The following is a 19,377-nucleotide window of genomic DNA, read 5'->3' as shown; positions in this document are numbered from 1 at the left end:
CCAAAATCCAAACAAAAAGAGAGACTTAAACAGCCTCCCTATACTCATCAGTTTTTAAACTCCCTCAGGACATTAAATACATCTGCCTAACTTGGAGCTATTATGTATCTCCTTCATAAGCTCAGATCAGGAAAGCTCACAGATAAAACTCCCCCCTCTTGCTCAACGACAGCATAATATTTGAAGATTTGGTCAAATAAATGAAGTAAATGAAATGAAAATTCACTTACCAAGTAGTGATATAATGATTATCGTGTTGTCACATCACAAGCCCGCCATCTACAAATAAAGTTTGCCCTGTCATAAACTGACTCCAATCTGATGCCAGGAACAACACGGGTCCTGCTACATCTTCTGGTGCTGCAATTCTGCGGAGTGGAGTTTGGGAGATGATGAGGTCCTTCAACTCTTCTTTTGTATCCTTGCTTGTATCCGTTGGATAGACAAGCCCCGGAGCCACACAATTGACCCTGATTCCAAAAGCTCCGAGCTCTGTAGCTAAATTACGGCTGTACCCCATAAGTCCACTTTTTGCTGTCGTATATTCATGGTAAGGTACAATCGGCCTTTGAACTAAATTGCTGATCATATTGATGATGCTGCCATTGCTCTGTTTTTTCATAATGGGTAAGACTGCCTGACACATATAATGTGTCGAGCGTAAAGCCCCATCAATTTGCGCCTGATAATCTTCCCATGTTAGCTCCCATGACATTTTTCGATTGTCAGCATCAAAAATGTAAGACTTGAAGGCATTATTCACGAGAACATCAATTTTCCCCGCTTCCAAAACTTGTTCGATCATCTGTTTGACGGACGATTCAGATGTGACATCTCCCTGTATAGCCCATCCTTCACCGCCCAGTTTAGTACAATCCACGGCAACCTGTTCAGCGGCCTCGTGATTTTTCAGGTAGTTGATGATAACCAGTGCCCCTTCTCTCGCAAAGGCACGGGCAATACTAGCTCCTATTCCTCGGCTAGCTCCCGTCACCAGTACTACTTTCCCCTGAAATTTTTTCATTTTTTCTCCTCCGTTTTGTTAGGAAGAAGATCGTCACGCACTGCCTCTTTCATATCGATGCTATTTTTAATTAGTCCTAATTGCTGGTACGTATCTGCCCCTTTTTGTAAAACCGATGTATCAAGTACCCCTAGCCCCTTACTATCAGTCCCCTCAGAGGAAACACTCGAAATATTTCTCAAATTAATAATTTTCAAGTTTTGTTGTTCATCTTTTCCATCAATAGCATATTCAGATGCTAGTTTAGCGGCTTCCTCCGGATTTTTGATCATCCACTGTGCACTGCTACTATAAGCCTCCAAAAATTCTTTCAGAACGTCTTTCTTTTCATCATACGTCTTTTCTGTGACAACAAATACATCGCTAGGCACATTCAAATAATCTTTTACTTCCATGACATTTACTTCATCCAATCCTTTTTGTTTAGCAACGGCTAATCCAGTATCCGTTGCAGCTGTTGCATCCACCTTTCCCTGCATCAAAGGAGCAAAATTCAACAATCCCGTCTCCACGATTTTTACATCGTTTTCCGAAAGTCCAGCCTGATGCAGAAGTACCAATAAATTTTGACGCGTCCCGCTTGTTAAACTATATACACCAATTGTTTTCCCTTTAAGATCCTGTGGCTTATTTATTTTTTTGTCTTTAAGGGATACAATGTTAAACACATTTTGTGGATAGATATTATAAATCACTTTCAGCTTTTCCCCTTTGTCTAATGCAAAGAAAAGAGAGCCGGGATCTGTAAACGCAATGTCAGCTTGTCCAGAAACAATATTTTTAATGGCATCCCCGCCACCTTCTCCTGGAATAACCGAAACGTCCAATCCTTTATCTTTGAAAAAGTGTTTTTTCTCATCCACCAATAAATTCGTTTGCTCAGTTATCGGCTTACTCCAATTCGCTACTCTGACCTGCTGTATTTTCTCTGAGCCTGCTTCCTTGGTTGCCTCTTCCTTCGCTCCACAAGCGCTTGTAATTATTGCTATCAAAAATAATAAACCCATTAGCATAATTTTTGATTTCATTTTTTCTCCGTCTCCTTTATAAATCGTTTGACCCATTTCTTTTCCATAAGTTGCACTGCCTGATATAGAACCATTCCCATGGCCGTTAACAATATCAAGGTCGCGAACATCAATGGTGTATCCATCATTCCCTGTGAAGCGATGATCACCGCTCCTAATCCGTCACTTCCGCCGATAAACTCTCCAACAACCGCACCTACAATTGCCAAAACGACCGCTACTCGAAGCCCTGCTATAATCCCAGGCATCCCGGCAGGTATCTTTAAATGGATCAAGGTTTGCCAGCGTGATGCACCAAGCATTTTGAACAGTTCCAGCTTCTGCTTACCCGTATACTTTATGGCCATCACCGTATTCTCCAAAATAGGAAAAAAACAGATCAGTGCCGTAATCACCACTTTAGAGGTCATTCCAAATCCAAACCAAAGGATAAAAAGAGGGGCTAAAGCAAGCTTCGGAACGGCTTGACTGGCAATAATGTAAGGAAATAAGAGCTTCCGTAAAAAAGGCACCTCGCCCAAAATAATGCCTGCCACAAATCCGAATACCCCTCCAAAAAACAGTCCCAGCAACACCTCTGATGTGGTTCGGATAATATGCGGGGTAAAGTATCCGCCGATTATGCCTTCAAAAAGAGTATGGAAAATCACAATAGGTGTCGGCAGGACAAGCTCCGACATGGACCTTGCTGCTAGATCCCATAAAAATAGCAAAAGCATTAAAAGGATTACGGAGTATATAGGAAATCGTTTCATATCCGTGCTCCCCCCATAACCTGGTGGACCTTGAGGCAAAGTTCATTAAAATACGAGCTGTACCTCATTTCCACCGTTCGCGGCTTTGCAAGATCGACAGCTGTATCATAGAGAATGCTTCCTTGATCCATTACCGCTATCTTGTCTGAGAGATAAACAGCTTCTGAAATATCATGTGTTATAAAAAGGACTGTCGTATTTTGCTGTTTGCATATCTTTAAAAGGTCGTCCTGTAATTCTTCTCTTGTAATCGCGTCCAATGCAGCAAATGGTTCGTCTAAGAACATCATGGACGGCTGTTCAACAAGTGCCCTTGCAATGGCTACACGACTCTGCTGACCTCCTGATAATTGTGCCGGGAAACTATGAAGATAGTCTGCTAACCCAACAGTGTCCAATAACTTCATCGCATACTCTATATCCTTTACCGTCACTTTCCCCCTAAGGGAAACGGGCAACAGAACGTTATCCATTACAGTTTTCCACTCTAATAGGGTTGGGGATTGAAAGACAAATCCGGCTTCAGGGGACGGCTTGATTACGATTTTCCCATTCAGGGAAATAATTCCAGCATCCACCTGCAGTAAGCCTGCTGCCAGCTTTAATAACGTCGTTTTCCCGCACCCACTCTTCCCTAGTAAACAATGAAACTCCCCTTTTTCTATTTCCCAGCTTACACGATTGATAACTGACCTTTTGCCCTGATAGCTGTATGTCACATCATTAACTGTCAAAAAACCCATTCCACTACCTCCTAATCAAAATAAGGGGCAAATCTTTCACTGTACACTACAGCAGAGGACTCTATATCTACCATGTTGATCAAATCTAGTAAATTAAAGCGGCCATCATGATGCCATCCAGCTTCGGGAGACGTCATACTGCCCAAAGCCGTTAACCTCGTTACACCAATTCCCCCCAATAACTCGGCCCAATGAAAAAGTTCTCTTGGGTTTGCAGCTATACCAACGGTTTGGAGGAAAGAACGGTGAGGCTCAATGGAAGGAATCAGGTCCCCTATTTTTTCAAAGGCAATCACTTTTATCACTCGATTCAAACTACTTGGAGTGAAGGAAATGCCCTTTTCTTCGTATACGACGGTCCAATCATGTGCTACATTTCCCAATACCTCTTTTTGGGAATCATAAAAAACACTCATCTCTTCTCTTTGACGCCACGATGCCAGTGCTGCAGACTCCTCCATTGAAAGAATCCGCCGAGGATATCTTTTTTCCATGTTTTCAAGTTCATGTGCCAGATATCTCGCAAATTCTTTTGGCGAAACATTGCCGCCATGTTGAACATAAAAAATATGGGGAGAGTAGCAGCCTTGCTGATCATAACGGATGACATCAAGTGCCGCTTGACGTGCAGTTTCAAAAGCTTTTTGTGAATCCAGGCTAAAGCGAGAGATCAACCCAAAACTGATTTTATGGCCATAAGCCAAAAATCTGGTGGTTATTGGCGTTCGGCTTTGAAGAGACTGAAGCGAAGCGTTGCCGCCGTACCCTACTACAACGTCACTTTGTTCCAATATGCATGTTTCCCGCTCTTCATCGCCCCCTTTCCACCAAACAATGGCAAAGCAATCCGCTAATTTAGGTTCAATTTCCACTAACAAACGGGCAAACAAGCCCGCAAACAAAGGCTCTGCACTTGAGACCTTCCCAATGTTTCCTGACTTGGTAAGCAAGGCGGAGATGAAGCTCCACAAAGGAAGACCTGGGACATTCCCCGACCAAATATGGGTGATTAGATTTGGCCCTACTGCCTTAGAGAACCCGCCTTTGATTCGAGGTTGAAAGTCATCAAGCATCAGGGGATTTCCTAAATCTTCAACAACAAAGCGTTGGAGTTCATGTTTACGGAATTTTTTCAAATAAATAGTAAGACCAAGACGAACTATTTCCTCATCATACCCTGTAATAATCGGCAGGAGCTGTTCAGCCTTTTGACGGTACGGTGAACGACGATCCAGTAATCTATCAATCGCTTTGTCAATAATGTCCATGATTTCCACCGTCGTAAATGCCTTTAATATCTCAACACTCGCCCTTTTAACTTTTTCTATAACCTTATTCATCTGTTCTATCGTAAGAAGGGGAATCTCCACTTCCACTTCTTCATTCTTTCTCTTAAATACTAAAACCCTTTTTGTAAAATCTTCATCCCCTATATCCGGTATATATCCTGCAATCTCGTTCATTCCGAAACGCCCTTTGCAGCTTTTAAAAACTCATCCACCGCTATGGAACAACCCTTTGCCTCTGTTCCCTGCACTCTTCCTAATAAAAGAAAACCACCATCCACCTCGACCCCTAAATCTTCTGTTAGGATGGTAGTGACCGAATTAAAATTAGCTAAATCACAATGAACAAGTACTCCCCGCTCGCCCTTTTGGACCTCTTCCCCACTTAAAGGATTGATCACTCTAGACCTTATCCAATGCGGTCCCGATTTTACAGGAGGAACAGTCTCGTTACCGTCATCATAAAATTGCGTGCTTAGCTCCGTCATCCCATACATATTTATGCATTCAGACCGGTCTACACCCAAGTGAGTTGAAAGCATATGATAGAATTCATCCAAGCCCAATTCCTTAGATTGATTTTTATATCCTCCCGTATCAAGGATTTTACTTCCCTTTGGTAAACTAAAGGTCTTTCCCATTCGTTCTAATTCTTCGATCATATGTACGAAACTAAAACTCGCGCCTAAAAGGGCATAAGGCTCCCCGGTTTTTTCCGCATGCCCAAGGTACTCCAGCAAGCGGTCCATATCAATTCCACTTTCATTTAATAGATAGTAGCTATCCTTCGTACCGAATTCACGCATTCCAAGACCCAAGTAGCGAGCTAATGAAGAATTAGGCATTTCTATTTCGGTTGGAAAAAGAATCCCCATGCGTATTTTCTCCGTTTCCTTCATAAATCTTTTCCTGAAATTTAAAATCATGGACTTATCAAACACCGCCAAAGTGGGATGATAATGTTTGCCCTTAATTCCTTTTGTAGTTCCGCTCGTCATGAAAACCGCTTCTGTTTCAGAGGGATCTATGGAGCTTAGCGTGACTTCTTTAAAAGCATTAATCGGAACGGCCGGAATGTCCCTCCATGTCTTAACTACCCTTGGTGTCTTTCCTTTTTGAAAACAAAAGGTTCGGTAGGGAAGATTATGATCGTATTGATAAGAAAATAATTGTAAGGCCTGTTCATTGAATGCCTCGTCCGATGCATTTTGCATATAGCGAACAATATTTTTGGTTATGACTTGCTGTTGATTCATCTCGAATACATCCTTTCATAGAAAATAAAAAAGCACTTTGCGTAAGCAAAGTGCACAGTGGTCCTCTAGTCACAATCCCTACGCTGGCATTACCCAACAGGTTCAAACGGTCTACAACAGTTAGTCATACTCTCAGCCTGATTCCACAGACTCCCGTAACATTAAATTTTATTCAAGTCTATTCCTTCTGCCTAAAAAATGCAACTCCATTTTAAACTACCGTTAAATGCACTAAATCATAGATCCATATTTCATTAAAGGAATGAACACAGATCATCTCAATCGATTTTCTCAATTTTTCATTTTACATGAAGGCATATAATTCTTTAATTAATGGCATATAAAAGAAATACCATTCCAAACTCTAAAGTAAAAGCTATGTGCTTGTCTGCTGGATATAAATTAGGGTAAAAAACTTAAAAACACAGCTACTTTTGGATTGAATATGTTTGCTAGAAATCCTTCTTTAATATAATTATTTTCGATGACTATCAGCTTTTCCGTGAAGGTGTAAGGCACATATGCTTTTACGGGGCAGCGAAAATGAGATTTGGGGGTAAAAAAACCTTCGTATGAAAGTGAGACTGACCAGCTAAAGGGAAAAATAAAGGCTATCAGGAAGAAGATTCCCCACAGCCTTTACCTATTATTTCGTAAAAATTTCAATAAGTTCGTTAACCCCTAAATAGACGAACATGATGAGACAAGCCGTTAAAACCAAATTAGGAACCGCTTTGTTCCTAAACTCTTTATCTACCTTTTTCGAATTTAATAATAAAATCAGGGAGATCGCCAGGAATGGCATAAATAATGCTCCTAAAGCTCCATATATGATGATTAACTCGACGGGTTTTCCGAAATAAAACAAAATCATCGGAGGGAATGTCAGCCAGGTTAGATAGGCACGATAAGCAGGTTCCGTTTCTGATACAGCCTGTTTTCCTGGAGCCTTTTTCTTGCGTATCGTTTTGACAAAATCAGCAAAAAGATACGGAACCCCATTCCAAACTCCAAGTAAGGAAGAGAAAGCTGCAGACCAAAATGCAATTAAGAATAACCAACGCATAGGTGTGCCAAACTCCGCCCCAAGCATTTCGGCAAGTTGGATAAGCCCTTGATCATCACGGATGCTGACACCTGTACCCGCAAGAAATTGAGCACCGATTATCAATGCAGCCAATGTAAAAATAGCTGTTAATGTATAGGCAACCTTGGTATCTGTTCTCATCATGGAAATCCAACCTTTTCCACTCCAGCTTTTTTCACTTAACCAATAACCATAGGAAGCCATAGTGATTGTTCCACCAACTCCACCAATCAAGCCTAGCATTAAAATGAATGAGCCTTCTGGAACTCTAGGAACGAATCCGATTGCGAAATCTCCTAAGCTAGGTAGGAAAAGAATCGCTGTACCGATAATCGTTACAAACATAACACCTATTAAAACTGTCATTACACGTTCAAACAGCAGATAACGGCCTGTCCAAACGAGACCGAAGCCTAGAATCGAATGGACGATAGCCCAAGCCCAAAGCGGCATGATTGGAAACATGGCGTGCATGGCCAATGCTGAAGTCGATGCTGCAGCTGCTCCATAGATAAATCCCCAAATGACTGAGTAGATACCAAAATAACCTGTTGCCCATTTCCCTAATGAATGCCAGCCATCAATCATGGTTTGTCCAGTTGCCAAATACCAGCGTCCTACACCTTCATTTAAAAAGTATTTCAAAATTGCACCGACAATAATGGCCCATACAAAGGTCATTCCAAAGGACGTTCCAATAACGATAGATGTTATCAAATCAGCAGTTCCTACACCTGTGGCAGCGACAACTATACCTGGTCCAACCTGTCTTAATTTTTCCCCCATCGTAGCTGGTGGAATTTTGAGCTGTGGCTTATTAAGTTCTGTCTCCATGTAATGCCTCCTCAGATCGTAAATGTCCAAAATATATTTATTTAATGTAGTTCATTCATTTAGAATCGTCTTAGGCTAATTCTAATAAAATAGCCATGCCCTGACCTCCGCCAATACATAGAGTCGCTATCCCGTATCTTTCTTGTCGTTTTTGCATTTCATGAATTAATTTCGTTATGATTATCGCTCCAGTTGCGCCTAATGGATGACCTAATGCGATAGCCCCACCATTTACATTGATTTTATCCGGATCCAGCTTTGCTTCACGTATGACGGCAAGTGATTGCGAAGCGAAAGCCTCATTCAATTCAAACAGCCCTATATCCTCAACCTTCAGACCAGTTTTTTTCAAAAGTTTTTCGATTGCGGGAACTGGACCGATTCCCATATATCGTGGATCGACACCGGCTGTAGACCAGTTAACGATTTTGGCAATAGGTTTGACACCTATGTTGGAAGCCTTTTCTCGAGTCATTAAAACTAAGGAACTCGCTCCATCATTACGGCCACAGGCATTACCCGCTGTGACAGTTCCATCCTTTTTAAAGACTGGTTTCAATTGGGTTAATTTTTCTAAGGTTGTGTCTCTTGGGTGCTCGTCTATTTGGAAAATCGATGCGTTTTTTCTAGTTTTTATTTCAATCGGAACAATTTGAGATTTGAAGGATTCAGACTCAATTGCTAATTTTGCCCGATTCTGGCTTTCCAAGGCAAATGCATCCTGATCCTCACGGGAAATATTATATTTTTCCGCAACGTTTTCAGCTGTAACCCCCATACCTAAGTCTTTTCCAAAAACTTCGATTGGCTGCTGGCCATTTTCAAGATTAGAATCAACAAGGTAAGGATTTCCTTCTCCATATCGTGAATTTCTTAAATAAATGGGGGCTCTACTCATATTTTCCGCTCCGCCGGCAACAACAATATCATCCGGATTAAATACTAAGTGCTGAACCCCCGATACAACAGCCTGAATGCCTGAAGCACATAGTCGGTTTACTGTGAAAGCAGAGGCCTCATGGGGAATACCAGCTCTTAATGCAGCAACACGTGCTAGATTAGATGATTCAGTGGACTGACGTACCTCACCAAAAATTACTTCATTGATCTGCTCAGGTGCTAGCCCAGCACGCTCAATCGCATCTTTAATGGTTGTTGCAGCTAGATTTCCAGCCGGTATATCTTTTAATCGTCCGCCAACTCTACCAATGGCTGTACGGTTTGCGCTAACAATTACAAATTCATGATCCATTATAATACCTCCGGATTGTTAATTCATTCGACTGAATACGCTTTCAAACTTGGTGAAATTATAAAATTTGCAGGTGTGATTTCTTTTAATTTCTCTATCGTACACCCCTTGTCTAACTCTTCTAAAATCATTTCATTATCTTTAAATCGAAAAACTGCATATTCAGATATTAATGTCGATACAACACCTTGGGCTGTTAGTGGAATATCGCAGTGATTGACAATTTTCGGATTACCCTCTCTCGTGCAATGCTGAGTTGCAATGATGACTTCCTTTGCACCCACGACTAAATCCATTGCTCCACCAACTCCTAAAATATCCTTTCCCGGTACAGCCCAGTTTGCTAAATCTCCTGTTTCACTGACTTGAAGGGCTCCTAAAACGACTGTATCAACATGTCCGCCGCGAATCATCGCAAATGATTCGGAGGATGAAAAATAAGCAGCACCTTTTTGTGCGGTGACCGGTAATTTCCCGGCATTTATGATTTCAGGGTCTTCCTTCCCTTTTTCTGGCGAAGGACCTACTCCAAGGAGCCCATTTTCGGTATGAAGGTATACTGATTTATTTTCGGGTATATAGTTAGCAACCATGGTCGGAATGCCGATCCCTAAATTGACGATTGTTCCCTCTTTTATTTCCATAGCAACCCTTTTGGCTATCATTTCTTTAATAGTAAGTGACGACATCTTCGGTCAATTTCTCCTTTCCACTATAAAATCCACGAACAAATGAGGCGTTATGATTTCCTCGGGAGATATCTTTCCCATTTCAACAATCTCCTCCACTTCAACTATAGTTATTTTTGCTGCACTAGCCATATCAGGGTTAAAGTTCCGAGCTGTTTTTGAATAGATTAAATTACCCAACCTATCTGCTTTTTTAGCCTTCACTAAAGCCACATCAGCAAATAACGGTAACTCTAAAACATATTCTTTTCCATTAATCACGCGTGACTCTTTATTTTCTCCTATAAGTGTCCCTGCTGACGTTCGAGTATAAAATCCACCTATACCGGCACCTGCTGCTCGTAACCTTTCGCCTAATGTCCCCTGCGGAACCAGCTCCACTTCCAAGATGCCTTGCTTGACGTAACGGACGGCATCCATATTACTCGTAAAATATGAACCTATCCCTTTTTTTATTTTATTTTGGAGTAGAATCTTACCTAGACCTTTTCCTCCGGGTTCCCCTAGGTTATTGCTAATGATCGTTAAATCGGAAACTGGATATTCAGCCAATGCTTCCACCAAGTTAAGAGGGCATCCTACCAACCCAAAACCTCCTACAGCGACGGTGTCTCCATCTTTTATATACGAAACAGCTTCTGATGCAGTAATGATCTTATTCAATGTAGCTTAAAGCCTCCTCTTCCACGTAATGTAATCCCTTACATATTCAATGAAAAAAATTTAAAATAAGAGTTGTATAATTGCGATTATAAGTGTACACTATACGTACACCTTGTACATATAGTGTACCTTGGGATAATCATAATTATCTTTTGTTAAGAAGTCAACCTAATTGTTTATTTTTTCTAACAATTAGGCTGATAATTCACTATAAATTTTCATTATTTTTAGGAGGAAGTTCGAGATGAATAATGAAACGGAACAATCATCTTATTTCGTCCAATCAGTCGCAAAAGGATTTGAAGTGTTAAAAGCTTTTGATTCAAGTTCTGCTAGTCTTTCGCTTCGGGAACTTGCAGAGCGGACAGGCATTAATAAAGCGACAGTTAGACGCTTTGCATTAACCCTTGTCGACCTTGGTTATATAAGGTTAATAGAAGACAATAGATTTCAACTCAGCCCTAAGGTTTTGGATTTAGCGGTCCATTATTTACAAACATTGAATTTACCGGATCTTGCTCAACCAATCTTGGAATCTATCTCTGCCACTGTAAAGGAATCAACAAATCTGGCCATTCTGGATGGGGCAGAAGTTGTCTATGTTTCCAGAGTAAATGCAGCTAAAAGGATCGTCGGGGCAAACTTGAAGGTCGGTTCAAGGTTGCCTTATTATGCAACCTCATTAGGAAAAGCACTTGTTGCCTGGTTACCCGAAAACGAAAGGAAAAAAATTTGGGGAATCACCAATATCGAAGCCTTTACCCAAAATACAATCACCACTTATGAAAAATTCGAGGAAGACCTGGCCATGACCAGGTCACGGGGTTATGCGTTAGGTGATGAAGAGCTAGAGGAAGGACTCCGCTCCATTTCAATGCCCATTATCAATTGGCAGGGGGCAACGATAGCCGCAGTAAATGTTTCTACCCAGGTCATCCGAACAGATAAAAAGAAATTATTAGAAATCTACTTGCCAGCCCTTCAAGAAGGAGTTAAAAAATTAAATCATCAAACGGGATCTAAAAGTTAAAATCAAAATACACACTTGAAAAAATTGAGGCCACTGAAAACTTTCGTTTCTTAGTGGTATTTAATTTAGTAGTAAAAAAGACGACTCCAATTTATTTTCATAAAATTGGAGTCGTCTTTTTATTATTAAGGGTTCTGGTGCGAAAATATTCTTTCGGGAATATATACCTAAATTTCCTATTCACGTATGAATTATGATGCAACTTAAAATAATTTGTGTCTATCTTATATTTTCTAGTTTTCTGTAGGTCTCAATGTTGAAATTAAGTCTGTTATGATACACTTCTCCTGCCTCTCCTAAATGGTTAGAATCCCTTGTGAAAACATCTTTCTTAGTTCTTTTTTATCTATTTTTCCAATCGGCGTTAATGGGAACTTATCAAGAAAATAGGCTATTTTAGGAACCATATACTTAGAGGTTCTTTGTTTGCAGAAATCAATTAATTCCTCACTAGTACAGTTCGATCCTTCTCGCAATGATACCACGACACACACTACTTCTCCCCAATCTGGATGGGGAACGCCTATGCAAGCACTTAATGCAACAGAAGGGTGCTGGTTCACCACTCGCTCAACTTCTGAAGAATATACGTTCATCCCGCCCGTAATGATCATATCTTTCTTCCTATCCACAATATAAAGGTAACCGCTTTCATCCCATTTACCAATATCCCCCGTGTAGAACCAGCCATCACGGATGTATTCTTGGGTAAGATCCGGTCTTTGATAATAGCCTACCATCATGGCTGGTGATTTTACGATAATTTCTCCAAGCTCGGTTGGTTTTACATCATTTCCATCTTCATCAATCAGTCGAACTTCGGTAAGAATGCACGGTTTCCCACAGCTTTTCAGAATTTCCGAATTGTTATGATAAGCCCATACATGAGCGCTCTTCGATAGTCTGGCAATGACAATATTGCATTCAGTCATGCCGTATTGCTGGCGCATGATAGGCCCGAATACTTCAAAAGCTTCTTTAAGGCGCTTTTGAGAAATTGGTGACGCGCCGTAAAAGATATTACGCATGGAGCTCATATCATATTCCATCTTCTTTGTCTGGTCAAGGAGCCTGTATAACATGGTCGGTACCATGAATGTCGTCGTGATTTCATGTTCCTTTATCGCCTGTATGAAAGCTGCAGCGTCGAATGAACCCATCACATAGACATGGACGCCCGAAACAAGGGATCTCCAAAGTAATGAACCGGCTGAATGCACAATGGGCGTACTTAGCAATACCCGGTCACGGTCATCCAGCGGGTCTTCGATAGCTGCAGAAAGTATGGCGGCGCCGAGTCCTTTCTGGGAATGCATGACGCCTTTGGGTGTACCCGTTGTCCCGCCTGTATATGACAGAAGGGCAATGTCTTCCTCTTCAGCTAATGGCAAGTCTAGATTATTTATTTCGCCGGGCCATTTAAACAGTTCAAACTCCTCCGGATAATTAATATGAAAGCCTGGGAGCCCAATAACATGGACATCTTCCTTCTTCATTTCTTCCAAATACTCAAAGAAGGTGTCAAAGTGTGTCTGTGTAGCTATTATGACCACTTCTGGTTTTGCTTCCTTTAAAATGAATTGTATTTCTCTTTTCCCCAGTTTTTCACTTAATGGCACCAAGGTTGCTCCACATTGCTGGATGGCCAAACCAAACATCACACTTTCTAAACTGTTTGGAATGATGGTCGCTATGCGGACACCCCTTCCTGCACCTAAACGAAGTAGATAAGATGTGATAAGTTCTGTTTTCTTCCATAACTCGTCGTAGGTTATCGTTTCCCCGGCTGGCAACAAGGTAATAGCCGGCAGTTCGCCGAATCGTTTCATTCCTTTATTCAACAGTGACTGAAATGTCAACTTATGCAGCATGTATATTTCCTCCCCCGAAAAAGGTTTTACCCTTTTAATAATGCTTTGGCAATTGTATTTTTTTGAATTTCTGAGGTTCCGCTCAGAATACGGTACATCCGTGCACTCCTGTACATTTTTTCTACTGGATGCCCTTTTACCAAGCCTTTGGAGCCAAAGATTTGGACAGCCTTGTCAGCCACACGGCAATTTACTTCTGAAGCAAACAGTTTAGCCATGGACGTGCCGGCTCGATCCTCTTTTCCTTGATCAATTTTTCCAACCACATCATAGACCATGCACCTTGCTGCGTAGATTTCCGTCGCCATATCTGCGAGCATATGCTGAATTGCCTGGAAGTCACCGATGGGCCGGCCATGTTGGACTCGCGTTTTGGCATGTTCAATAGATAAATCGAGAAGGTGTTGAGCCATTCCGATAAAGCCGGCGGCATGGGAAGCGCGATTTGTGTTTATTCTTTTCAATCCGAGCAGCAAACCTTTTCCTGGTTCTCCGATTATATTGGCGGCAGGCACTCGACATTGATTGAAATTCAATTCAGCATGTATGCGTTCTCCTGATAGGGGAACTTGAATGTCTCCTAGTTCAAACCCCGGATGTTGGGATGTTTTTTTATCAACTAGGAAAGCAGTGATTCTTTCTTTTTCTCCTTTCCCGGATTCTTTCGCTATGACAATGGCGAAATCAGCATAGGGGGCCGCACTGATAAAATGTTTCTTTCCATTTAATATATAATCATTTCCGTCTTTAACGGCTGTTGTTTCGATAGCGAAGGCATCTGATCCAGCATTTGGTTCTGTAAGGGCAAAGCAGCAGCTCGCATCTCCCGTCACAACGGGCATCACATATTTTTCTATTTGCTCAGGTGTAAAACTTTCCAACATCTGGCCAATTCTTAGCGGCCCGCCAATCTCGCCGATAACCTGCCCCCATAAAACCGCTCCGGAACGGGCCAATTCTTCCTTGAACATGCATAAGCCTTTTAAACTAACATCTTGTCCGCCATATGTTTCAGGGAGGTTAATACCATAAAACCCCAATTCCCTGGAACGTTTCCTTGCCCATTGTATCGCTTCCATCGGGATATCCTCTTCAGCGTTCAATCCATGCTCCTGTTCATATGGAAGCAATTCATTTTGGATGAAATCCTGCAACTTTGTTTGTAGTACCTCTAATTTCTCTTCCTGGGTCGTTACCATAAGTTTCCCCTTTCGATTTTTATTTTCGTTGAATTTTTTAAATATTTAAAATGTTATAACATTAATTTTAAATGTAAATAATATTTAAGTAAAATAAGGATATATGATATAAATATAAAAAATATTGAAGTAAATAAAAAAATATTAGTTCCCTATCATCATAGGAAACTAATATTTAAGAGTAGTATAGAAATCGAGACATTTAATAAACTCCCTGGCAGCTTTTGAAAAATACTGCTTCTTAGAGCGAACGTAACCGAATTCCATTGTATTATTTTCCAGCTCCACCAAAGGAATGGCCACAAGTTCCCCGCTTAGGAAATAGGGGTCGCTGTTAACTCCAATATCATAAGAAAAGGCAATCGCCAATCCCTCAGCGACGGTTTTTTTGATGATCTCTGTATTATTTGTGAAAAACAATATATTCATCTCACCGTAATGATTAAAAAAACCTTTAATGAACAACTTCATTCTTGGTCCATTGTAAATGACCAAATTTTGGTCCATTAGCTCTTTTGGGGTTATGCTTTTACGGTTCACTAAAGGGGAGTTCTTACTGACCATCACAATCACTTTAGCTTCCATCAAGGGTTGGAATTCCAACTCAATTTCTTTTGGTTTAACCTTTGGGATATTCAATAGCCCGATGTCTATCTTACCATTCAGTACTTCTTCGGTTATCTCTTGTCCCCCTTTTTCTTCAATGACAATTTTCACCTCGGGATACTTCTTCTTAAATAAGGCCAAGGATTTAGGCAAAACCGTTAGAAATAAACCTTGTGTTGATGATAGGCGTAACTCTTTTTCCATCGTATCTGAATGTATTTGAGCACTGTCTCTTATTTCTTCCAATTTGTTTAATACTTCAAGAGCTTTCTGGATGATTTCCTTTCCGTCTTCTGTAGGTATGGTTCCTAACCTTGACCGCTTGAAGATTTTTATACCTAATTCCTTCTCCAAACTCGTAATGGCCATACTGATTCCAGATTGGGAGATATGGAGGCTTTCTGAAGCCGTGGAAATCGAGTTAACCTCGGCTACCTTGATGATATATTCCAATTGTTCAATATTCATGATTCATTCTCCTTCTAGCCTATTACTAATATCATACCTCGAACAGAAAGCCCTTTCAATTTTAGAGAAGTGGATTCAGGACACTTCAAACTGTCGCCTCAAAAGCAGAAGCCAGTTTTATATAACTGTAGTTGTTTTTTCGTATTCTTTAGCTGGTTTTGCCTGATTATTTTTAATAGATACGGCAACAATCGTTCCCAATAACGCTATTATCACCAAAAACAGGAAAGCGGCATTATAGGAGTCATTAAACAAACTGATAATCAAACCGAGGGCTAAAGGAGAAACCGCCCCTGCAATTTGACCGGCAAAAGTTACGAGTCCGGAGGCAGAGCCCGTTAGTTCCTTTGGTGAGTATTTTATGATGATCGTATAAAGAACCGTTCCAAAGAAAGACAGTGCTACGGAGTTGAGAGTGAGATAAGTGATGATAAGTGCTATAGACGTGGCGTTAGACATTAGAAAGAGAAAAATTGCCGATAATAAAGCGCCTGCAGCGGCAAGATACTTCTCCCGGTTAGCCATATGCTTATCCAGAAGCCACCCGCTTACATTAAACATCAAGAAACCAAAAATATAAGGGATTGCCAATAAACCTCCTGCGGCTATTAAATCCACCCCTTTTTCTTTAACCAAATATATAGGCATCCAAGTGATCAGACCATAGTTGATAATATTTGATATAAACTTGAATGTTATGAGTTTCCAAATATTTTCGATTTTAAATAACAGTTTCAGAGTAACCTTTTTTTGTTTCGGTTTGTCTTTTTTAACCTCTTGATTTCCTTGAGGCTTTAGAATGAACCAAATTCCGAAAGAAGCTAATATCCCTAGAATTCCGGAAATGGTAAACATGCCCCGCCAACCGAATGCCACCACCATGGAAGCTGCAAGTGCAGTACCTAATATCCCGCCAATATTTTGGGCAGACAGGAAAAACGAATTTGCCCTGCCCCGTTCTTCTTCCGGGAAGTTATCTCTTATAGTGGACATACTGGCAGGATAGAAAGGCCCTTCACCTAACCCGAACAGAAAACGGATGAATAATAAAGACATGAATGACCAAGCAAACCCAGTCATTACAGTGAACAAGGACCAACTAAACAAAGAAACAGTAACCATGACCCTGGCGCCATACTTATCGGTCATCCATCCACCAAGCGGTTGCATGAGTGAGTAGCTAACAAAAAATATACTAATTAAAATACCTGTCTGGGACGTATTGAGATGAAACTCATCTGCAATAGGGATAATCCCGACATTTATGGCAACGCGATCAAAAAAACTTAAAATCATTCCAACAAATAAAAGGCCGCTAATCATTATTTTTCGTTTCTTACTTGCATATAACTGCATTCCCCATCACTCCATTTTTTTATATTTTCACAAAACCTCAGCCACACAGGAAGCGCTTACAATTCCTTTCGAATTACAAAACTTGTTCTGTAACTATTAGGAGCGTTTTATAAAAAATTAAAAACGAAACAGGATGCCTTCAGGATTAATTAATACATTCAAACCCACGAGACTACTAAGTAGACTCGTGGGTAACCGATCCATCCTTGTTTCAGAATATGAAGTGTTTGATTATCACGGAATTACGATATTAACCTTAGGTTGGAATTGATCCAGCAAAGTCAGGAAATCTTCAAACTGTTTTTTATCACCGGAAATGGCAACTTTACCGGCTGCTTCCATTTTGGATAAATCTTCACGTCCCAGAGCAATCTGATAGAAGGTTATTCTATCTAATGTTAATGCTGCATCAGGGTTGGACGCCATTTTCCCTTTTTTGAAGTTCAATACAGAATTATTCAGATCGATCGTGTAATTGGTTTTCGAATCTGTAAATGTCAAATTGAAAGTCATATTTTTATTTTCCGCTTTCATTCCGTTTAATTTAATGGACAAGAATTTCTGGAAATCATCCATTGGCATATTGAGCAGCGTATCGAGATTCATCATTCCTCCACTTCCCTTTGAGTCTGCCACACCATTCCTTAACTCGTCTGCGCCGGTAAGATAGAAATTACGCCACACAGAAGATTCAGCTGTGTATCCTAATTGCTCATAAGCTTTAGCCAATAAATTTTTTGCTTCTGTATTTTTCGGGTTGGCCATGACGACATGCTTTAAGACTTGAGCCACCCAGCGATATTCCCCTCTTTTATAATCAAGTTTTGCCTGTTTAATGACCTTCTTTTCCCCACCCATATACTGTACATATTTAGCGCCCGATTCCTCTTGTGGTAATGGATCCAAGTCGGATGGATTACCGTTGAAATATCCTAAATAAAAGTTGTACACTGCTTTTACGTTGTGTTTCAATGTTCCGTAATACCCCCGATTGGCCCAGACTTTATCCAACTTTTCAGGAAGCTTTAACTCTTCCGCGATTTCATCAGGTGTAAGTCCTAAATTCGCTAATCGTATGGTTTGGTCATGAATATATTTGTACAAATCACGCTGACTTTCCAACTGCTCCAGAACATCGTCCCTTCCCCATATGGGCCATGTATGGGCCGTTACCATAGCATCTATATCTTCGTTTCCAAACAGATCAACAGTTTCATCAAGTGCTTTCACCCATTTTAGGGTATCTCTGGTTTTAGCTCCCCTTAATGTATAAATATTATGTAACGTGTGTCCGGTGTTTTCCGCTACCACTAAAGTTTTGTAATCATTGATATAATAATGCATTTCAGATGGAGCTTCCGAATCCGGCGTCAATAAAAATTTAAATGTAATTCCGTCTATTTCCACCGTTTGAATATCATCCTTCACTTCCATTGTTGGAGGTAAATAGCTAAAAGTTCCGTTACTTAATCCTGGGCCAATACCAGAAGTAACAAATCCCCTTTCACTTGCGGGTAAGAGATTTCCAAACATATAACCTGCACGGCGAGACATTATATTGCCTAAAAGAATGTTTTCACTTAGCGCTTCATCGTTAAAACCTGCTGGGACAATAATCGGCACCTTAGCTGGATTTTCAGCGTATTGAGCAATGCCTTTCATACCACCAAAGTGATCCGCATGACTGTGACTAATAACAATTGCACTTACTGGATTTTTGGGCCGATGTTCAAAATAAAGCTCCATGGCTGCTTTTGCCGTTTCAATTGTAGAAAGTGTATCCAAAACTATTAATCCTGTTTTTCCTTCCACAATGGTAAGCACTGATAAATCCTGGCCCCGAACTTGATAAACGCCATCTACCACTTTAAATAAGCCTGTTATATTTTGTAATTGAGCCTGCCGCCACAAGCTTGGATTTACAGTAAGACTTGCCGGCTGATCTTCTTTTATGAATGAATATCGATTACTATCCCAAACTACGTCACCTTTTGAATTTTTAATTGGATTCATATTCAAAGGCGCAATGAATCCTTTATGTGCATTCTTGAAATCTTCCTTATCTTTAAAATTCAACTGTTCATAAAAAGCCTTATTTGCTGAAATTGTTGCATCTGTGGCCGGCATCGGCTCATCTGTAGCAGCCTTTGTAACAGAAGACCCTGCCAGTAAAACAAAAACTATGGGAACGGTTACAATTCCTTTAATAAAAGATACTTTGGACATTTCA

General features: G+C 40.6%; 16 protein-coding genes. 1 reads left to right on the top strand and 15 read right to left on the bottom strand.

The window, feature by feature from the left end; genetic code table 11:
- Positions 1-259 precede the first annotated feature (259 nt).
- From ACIROD_RS17385 to ACIROD_RS17340, 10 genes are all read right to left on the bottom strand, one after another.
- Positions 260-1,024: an SDR family oxidoreductase gene (locus tag ACIROD_RS17385; RefSeq protein WP_402942426.1), complete on the bottom strand. Its 765-nt coding sequence runs from the start codon at positions 1,022-1,024 to the stop codon at positions 260-262.
- Positions 1,021-2,052: an ABC transporter substrate-binding protein gene (locus tag ACIROD_RS17380; protein WP_402942424.1), complete on the bottom strand. Its 1,032-nt coding sequence runs from the start codon at positions 2,050-2,052 to the stop codon at positions 1,021-1,023. Before ACIROD_RS17380 ends, ACIROD_RS17385 begins: the two co-directional genes overlap by 4 nt.
- On the bottom strand, positions 2,049-2,807 hold the full coding sequence (locus ACIROD_RS17375) for an ABC transporter permease (protein WP_402942421.1): 759 nt from the start codon (positions 2,805-2,807) through the stop codon (positions 2,049-2,051). Before ACIROD_RS17375 ends, ACIROD_RS17380 begins: the two co-directional genes overlap by 4 nt.
- The gene (locus ACIROD_RS17370) at positions 2,804-3,550 is read right to left on the bottom strand and encodes an ABC transporter ATP-binding protein (protein WP_402942418.1); all 747 of its coding nucleotides are present in this window, start codon (positions 3,548-3,550) and stop codon (positions 2,804-2,806) included. Before ACIROD_RS17370 ends, ACIROD_RS17375 begins: the two co-directional genes overlap by 4 nt.
- An 11-nt stretch (positions 3,551-3,561) precedes the next feature.
- Complete coding sequence (locus ACIROD_RS17365) at positions 3,562-5,013, bottom strand: acyl-CoA reductase (RefSeq protein ID WP_402942416.1); 1,452 nt, start codon at positions 5,011-5,013, stop codon at positions 3,562-3,564.
- Positions 5,010-6,092 carry a LuxE/PaaK family acyltransferase gene (locus ACIROD_RS17360; RefSeq protein ID WP_402942413.1) on the bottom strand — a complete coding sequence of 361 codons (1,083 nt, stop codon included), beginning with the start codon at positions 6,090-6,092 and terminating at the stop codon, positions 5,010-5,012. The genes ACIROD_RS17365 and ACIROD_RS17360 overlap by 4 nt, the downstream gene beginning before the upstream one ends.
- Positions 6,093-6,738: 646 nt before the next feature.
- The gene (locus tag ACIROD_RS17355) at positions 6,739-8,013 is read right to left on the bottom strand and encodes an Nramp family divalent metal transporter (RefSeq protein WP_222619746.1); all 1,275 of its coding nucleotides are present in this window, start codon (positions 8,011-8,013) and stop codon (positions 6,739-6,741) included.
- Between the two features lie 70 nt (positions 8,014-8,083).
- Complete coding sequence (locus ACIROD_RS17350; protein ID WP_402942409.1) at positions 8,084-9,265, bottom strand: thiolase family protein; 1,182 nt, start codon at positions 9,263-9,265, stop codon at positions 8,084-8,086.
- Between the two features lie 23 nt (positions 9,266-9,288).
- A complete protein-coding gene (locus ACIROD_RS17345; protein ID WP_289349801.1) occupies positions 9,289-9,954 on the bottom strand; it encodes a 3-oxoacid CoA-transferase subunit B in 666 nt (221 codons plus the stop codon).
- A gap of 6 nt (positions 9,955-9,960) precedes the next feature.
- On the bottom strand, positions 9,961-10,617 hold the full coding sequence (locus tag ACIROD_RS17340; RefSeq protein WP_402942406.1) for a CoA transferase subunit A: 657 nt from the start codon (positions 10,615-10,617) through the stop codon (positions 9,961-9,963).
- Positions 10,618-10,861: 244 nt separating this feature from the next.
- Between ACIROD_RS17340 and ACIROD_RS17335 the strand changes: the two genes are divergently transcribed.
- Positions 10,862-11,647, top strand: coding sequence for an IclR family transcriptional regulator domain-containing protein (locus tag ACIROD_RS17335; RefSeq protein ID WP_098185351.1), 786 nt, complete (start codon positions 10,862-10,864; stop codon positions 11,645-11,647).
- A 296-nt stretch (positions 11,648-11,943) separates the two neighbouring features.
- On the opposite strand, the gene ACIROD_RS17330 is transcribed toward ACIROD_RS17335, so the two are convergent.
- From ACIROD_RS17330 to ACIROD_RS17310, 5 genes are all read right to left on the bottom strand, one after another.
- The gene (locus tag ACIROD_RS17330; protein ID WP_402942403.1) at positions 11,944-13,518 is read right to left on the bottom strand and encodes a class I adenylate-forming enzyme family protein; all 1,575 of its coding nucleotides are present in this window, start codon (positions 13,516-13,518) and stop codon (positions 11,944-11,946) included.
- A 26-nt stretch (positions 13,519-13,544) separates the two neighbouring features.
- Positions 13,545-14,717 carry an acyl-CoA dehydrogenase family protein gene (locus ACIROD_RS17325; RefSeq protein ID WP_260357484.1) on the bottom strand — a complete coding sequence of 391 codons (1,173 nt, stop codon included), beginning with the start codon at positions 14,715-14,717 and terminating at the stop codon, positions 13,545-13,547.
- Between the two features lie 168 nt (positions 14,718-14,885).
- Positions 14,886-15,791, bottom strand: coding sequence for a LysR family transcriptional regulator (locus ACIROD_RS17320; protein WP_402942399.1), 906 nt, complete (start codon positions 15,789-15,791; stop codon positions 14,886-14,888).
- Between the two features lie 117 nt (positions 15,792-15,908).
- Entirely contained in the window at positions 15,909-17,147 is a 1,239-nt protein-coding gene (locus ACIROD_RS17315) for an MFS transporter (protein ID WP_402942396.1), read from the bottom strand.
- A 234-nt stretch (positions 17,148-17,381) separates the two neighbouring features.
- Positions 17,382-19,373, bottom strand: a complete 1,992-nt coding sequence (locus tag ACIROD_RS17310; protein ID WP_402942393.1) for an alkyl/aryl-sulfatase — start codon at positions 19,371-19,373, stop codon at positions 17,382-17,384.
- Positions 19,374-19,377: the final 4 nt, after the last annotated feature.

Origin of the sequence: Peribacillus sp. NPDC101481 (genome assembly GCF_044767165.1) — a bacterium.
In the GTDB taxonomy this organism is placed as follows: domain Bacteria; phylum Bacillota; class Bacilli; order Bacillales; family DSM-1321; genus Peribacillus.
This window is presented reverse-complemented; position numbering and strand designations above follow the sequence as displayed.

Coding starts and splice junctions, on each gene's coding strand:
- ACIROD_RS17385 (WP_402942426.1), bottom strand. CDS start 1,024: ATGAAAAAATTTCAGGGGAAAGTAGTACTGGTGACGGGAGCTAGCCGA.
- ACIROD_RS17380 (WP_402942424.1), bottom strand. CDS start 2,052: ATGAAATCAAAAATTATGCTAATGGGTTTATTATTTTTGATAGCAATA.
- ACIROD_RS17375 (WP_402942421.1), bottom strand. CDS start 2,807: ATGAAACGATTTCCTATATACTCCGTAATCCTTTTAATGCTTTTGCTA.
- ACIROD_RS17370 (WP_402942418.1), bottom strand. CDS start 3,550: ATGGGTTTTTTGACAGTTAATGATGTGACATACAGCTATCAGGGCAAA.
- ACIROD_RS17365 (WP_402942416.1), bottom strand. CDS start 5,013: ATGAACGAGATTGCAGGATATATACCGGATATAGGGGATGAAGATTTT.
- ACIROD_RS17360 (WP_402942413.1), bottom strand. CDS start 6,092: ATGAATCAACAGCAAGTCATAACCAAAAATATTGTTCGCTATATGCAA.
- ACIROD_RS17355 (WP_222619746.1), bottom strand. CDS start 8,013: ATGGAGACAGAACTTAATAAGCCACAGCTCAAAATTCCACCAGCTACG.
- ACIROD_RS17350 (WP_402942409.1), bottom strand. CDS start 9,265: ATGGATCATGAATTTGTAATTGTTAGCGCAAACCGTACAGCCATTGGT.
- ACIROD_RS17345 (WP_289349801.1), bottom strand. CDS start 9,954: ATGTCGTCACTTACTATTAAAGAAATGATAGCCAAAAGGGTTGCTATG.
- ACIROD_RS17335 (WP_098185351.1), top strand. CDS start 10,862: ATGAATAATGAAACGGAACAATCATCTTATTTCGTCCAATCAGTCGCA.
- ACIROD_RS17330 (WP_402942403.1), bottom strand. CDS start 13,518: ATGCTGCATAAGTTGACATTTCAGTCACTGTTGAATAAAGGAATGAAA.
- ACIROD_RS17325 (WP_260357484.1), bottom strand. CDS start 14,717: ATGGTAACGACCCAGGAAGAGAAATTAGAGGTACTACAAACAAAGTTG.
- ACIROD_RS17320 (WP_402942399.1), bottom strand. CDS start 15,791: ATGAATATTGAACAATTGGAATATATCATCAAGGTAGCCGAGGTTAAC.
- ACIROD_RS17315 (WP_402942396.1), bottom strand. CDS start 17,147: ATGCAGTTATATGCAAGTAAGAAACGAAAAATAATGATTAGCGGCCTT.
- ACIROD_RS17310 (WP_402942393.1), bottom strand. CDS start 19,373: ATGTCCAAAGTATCTTTTATTAAAGGAATTGTAACCGTTCCCATAGTT.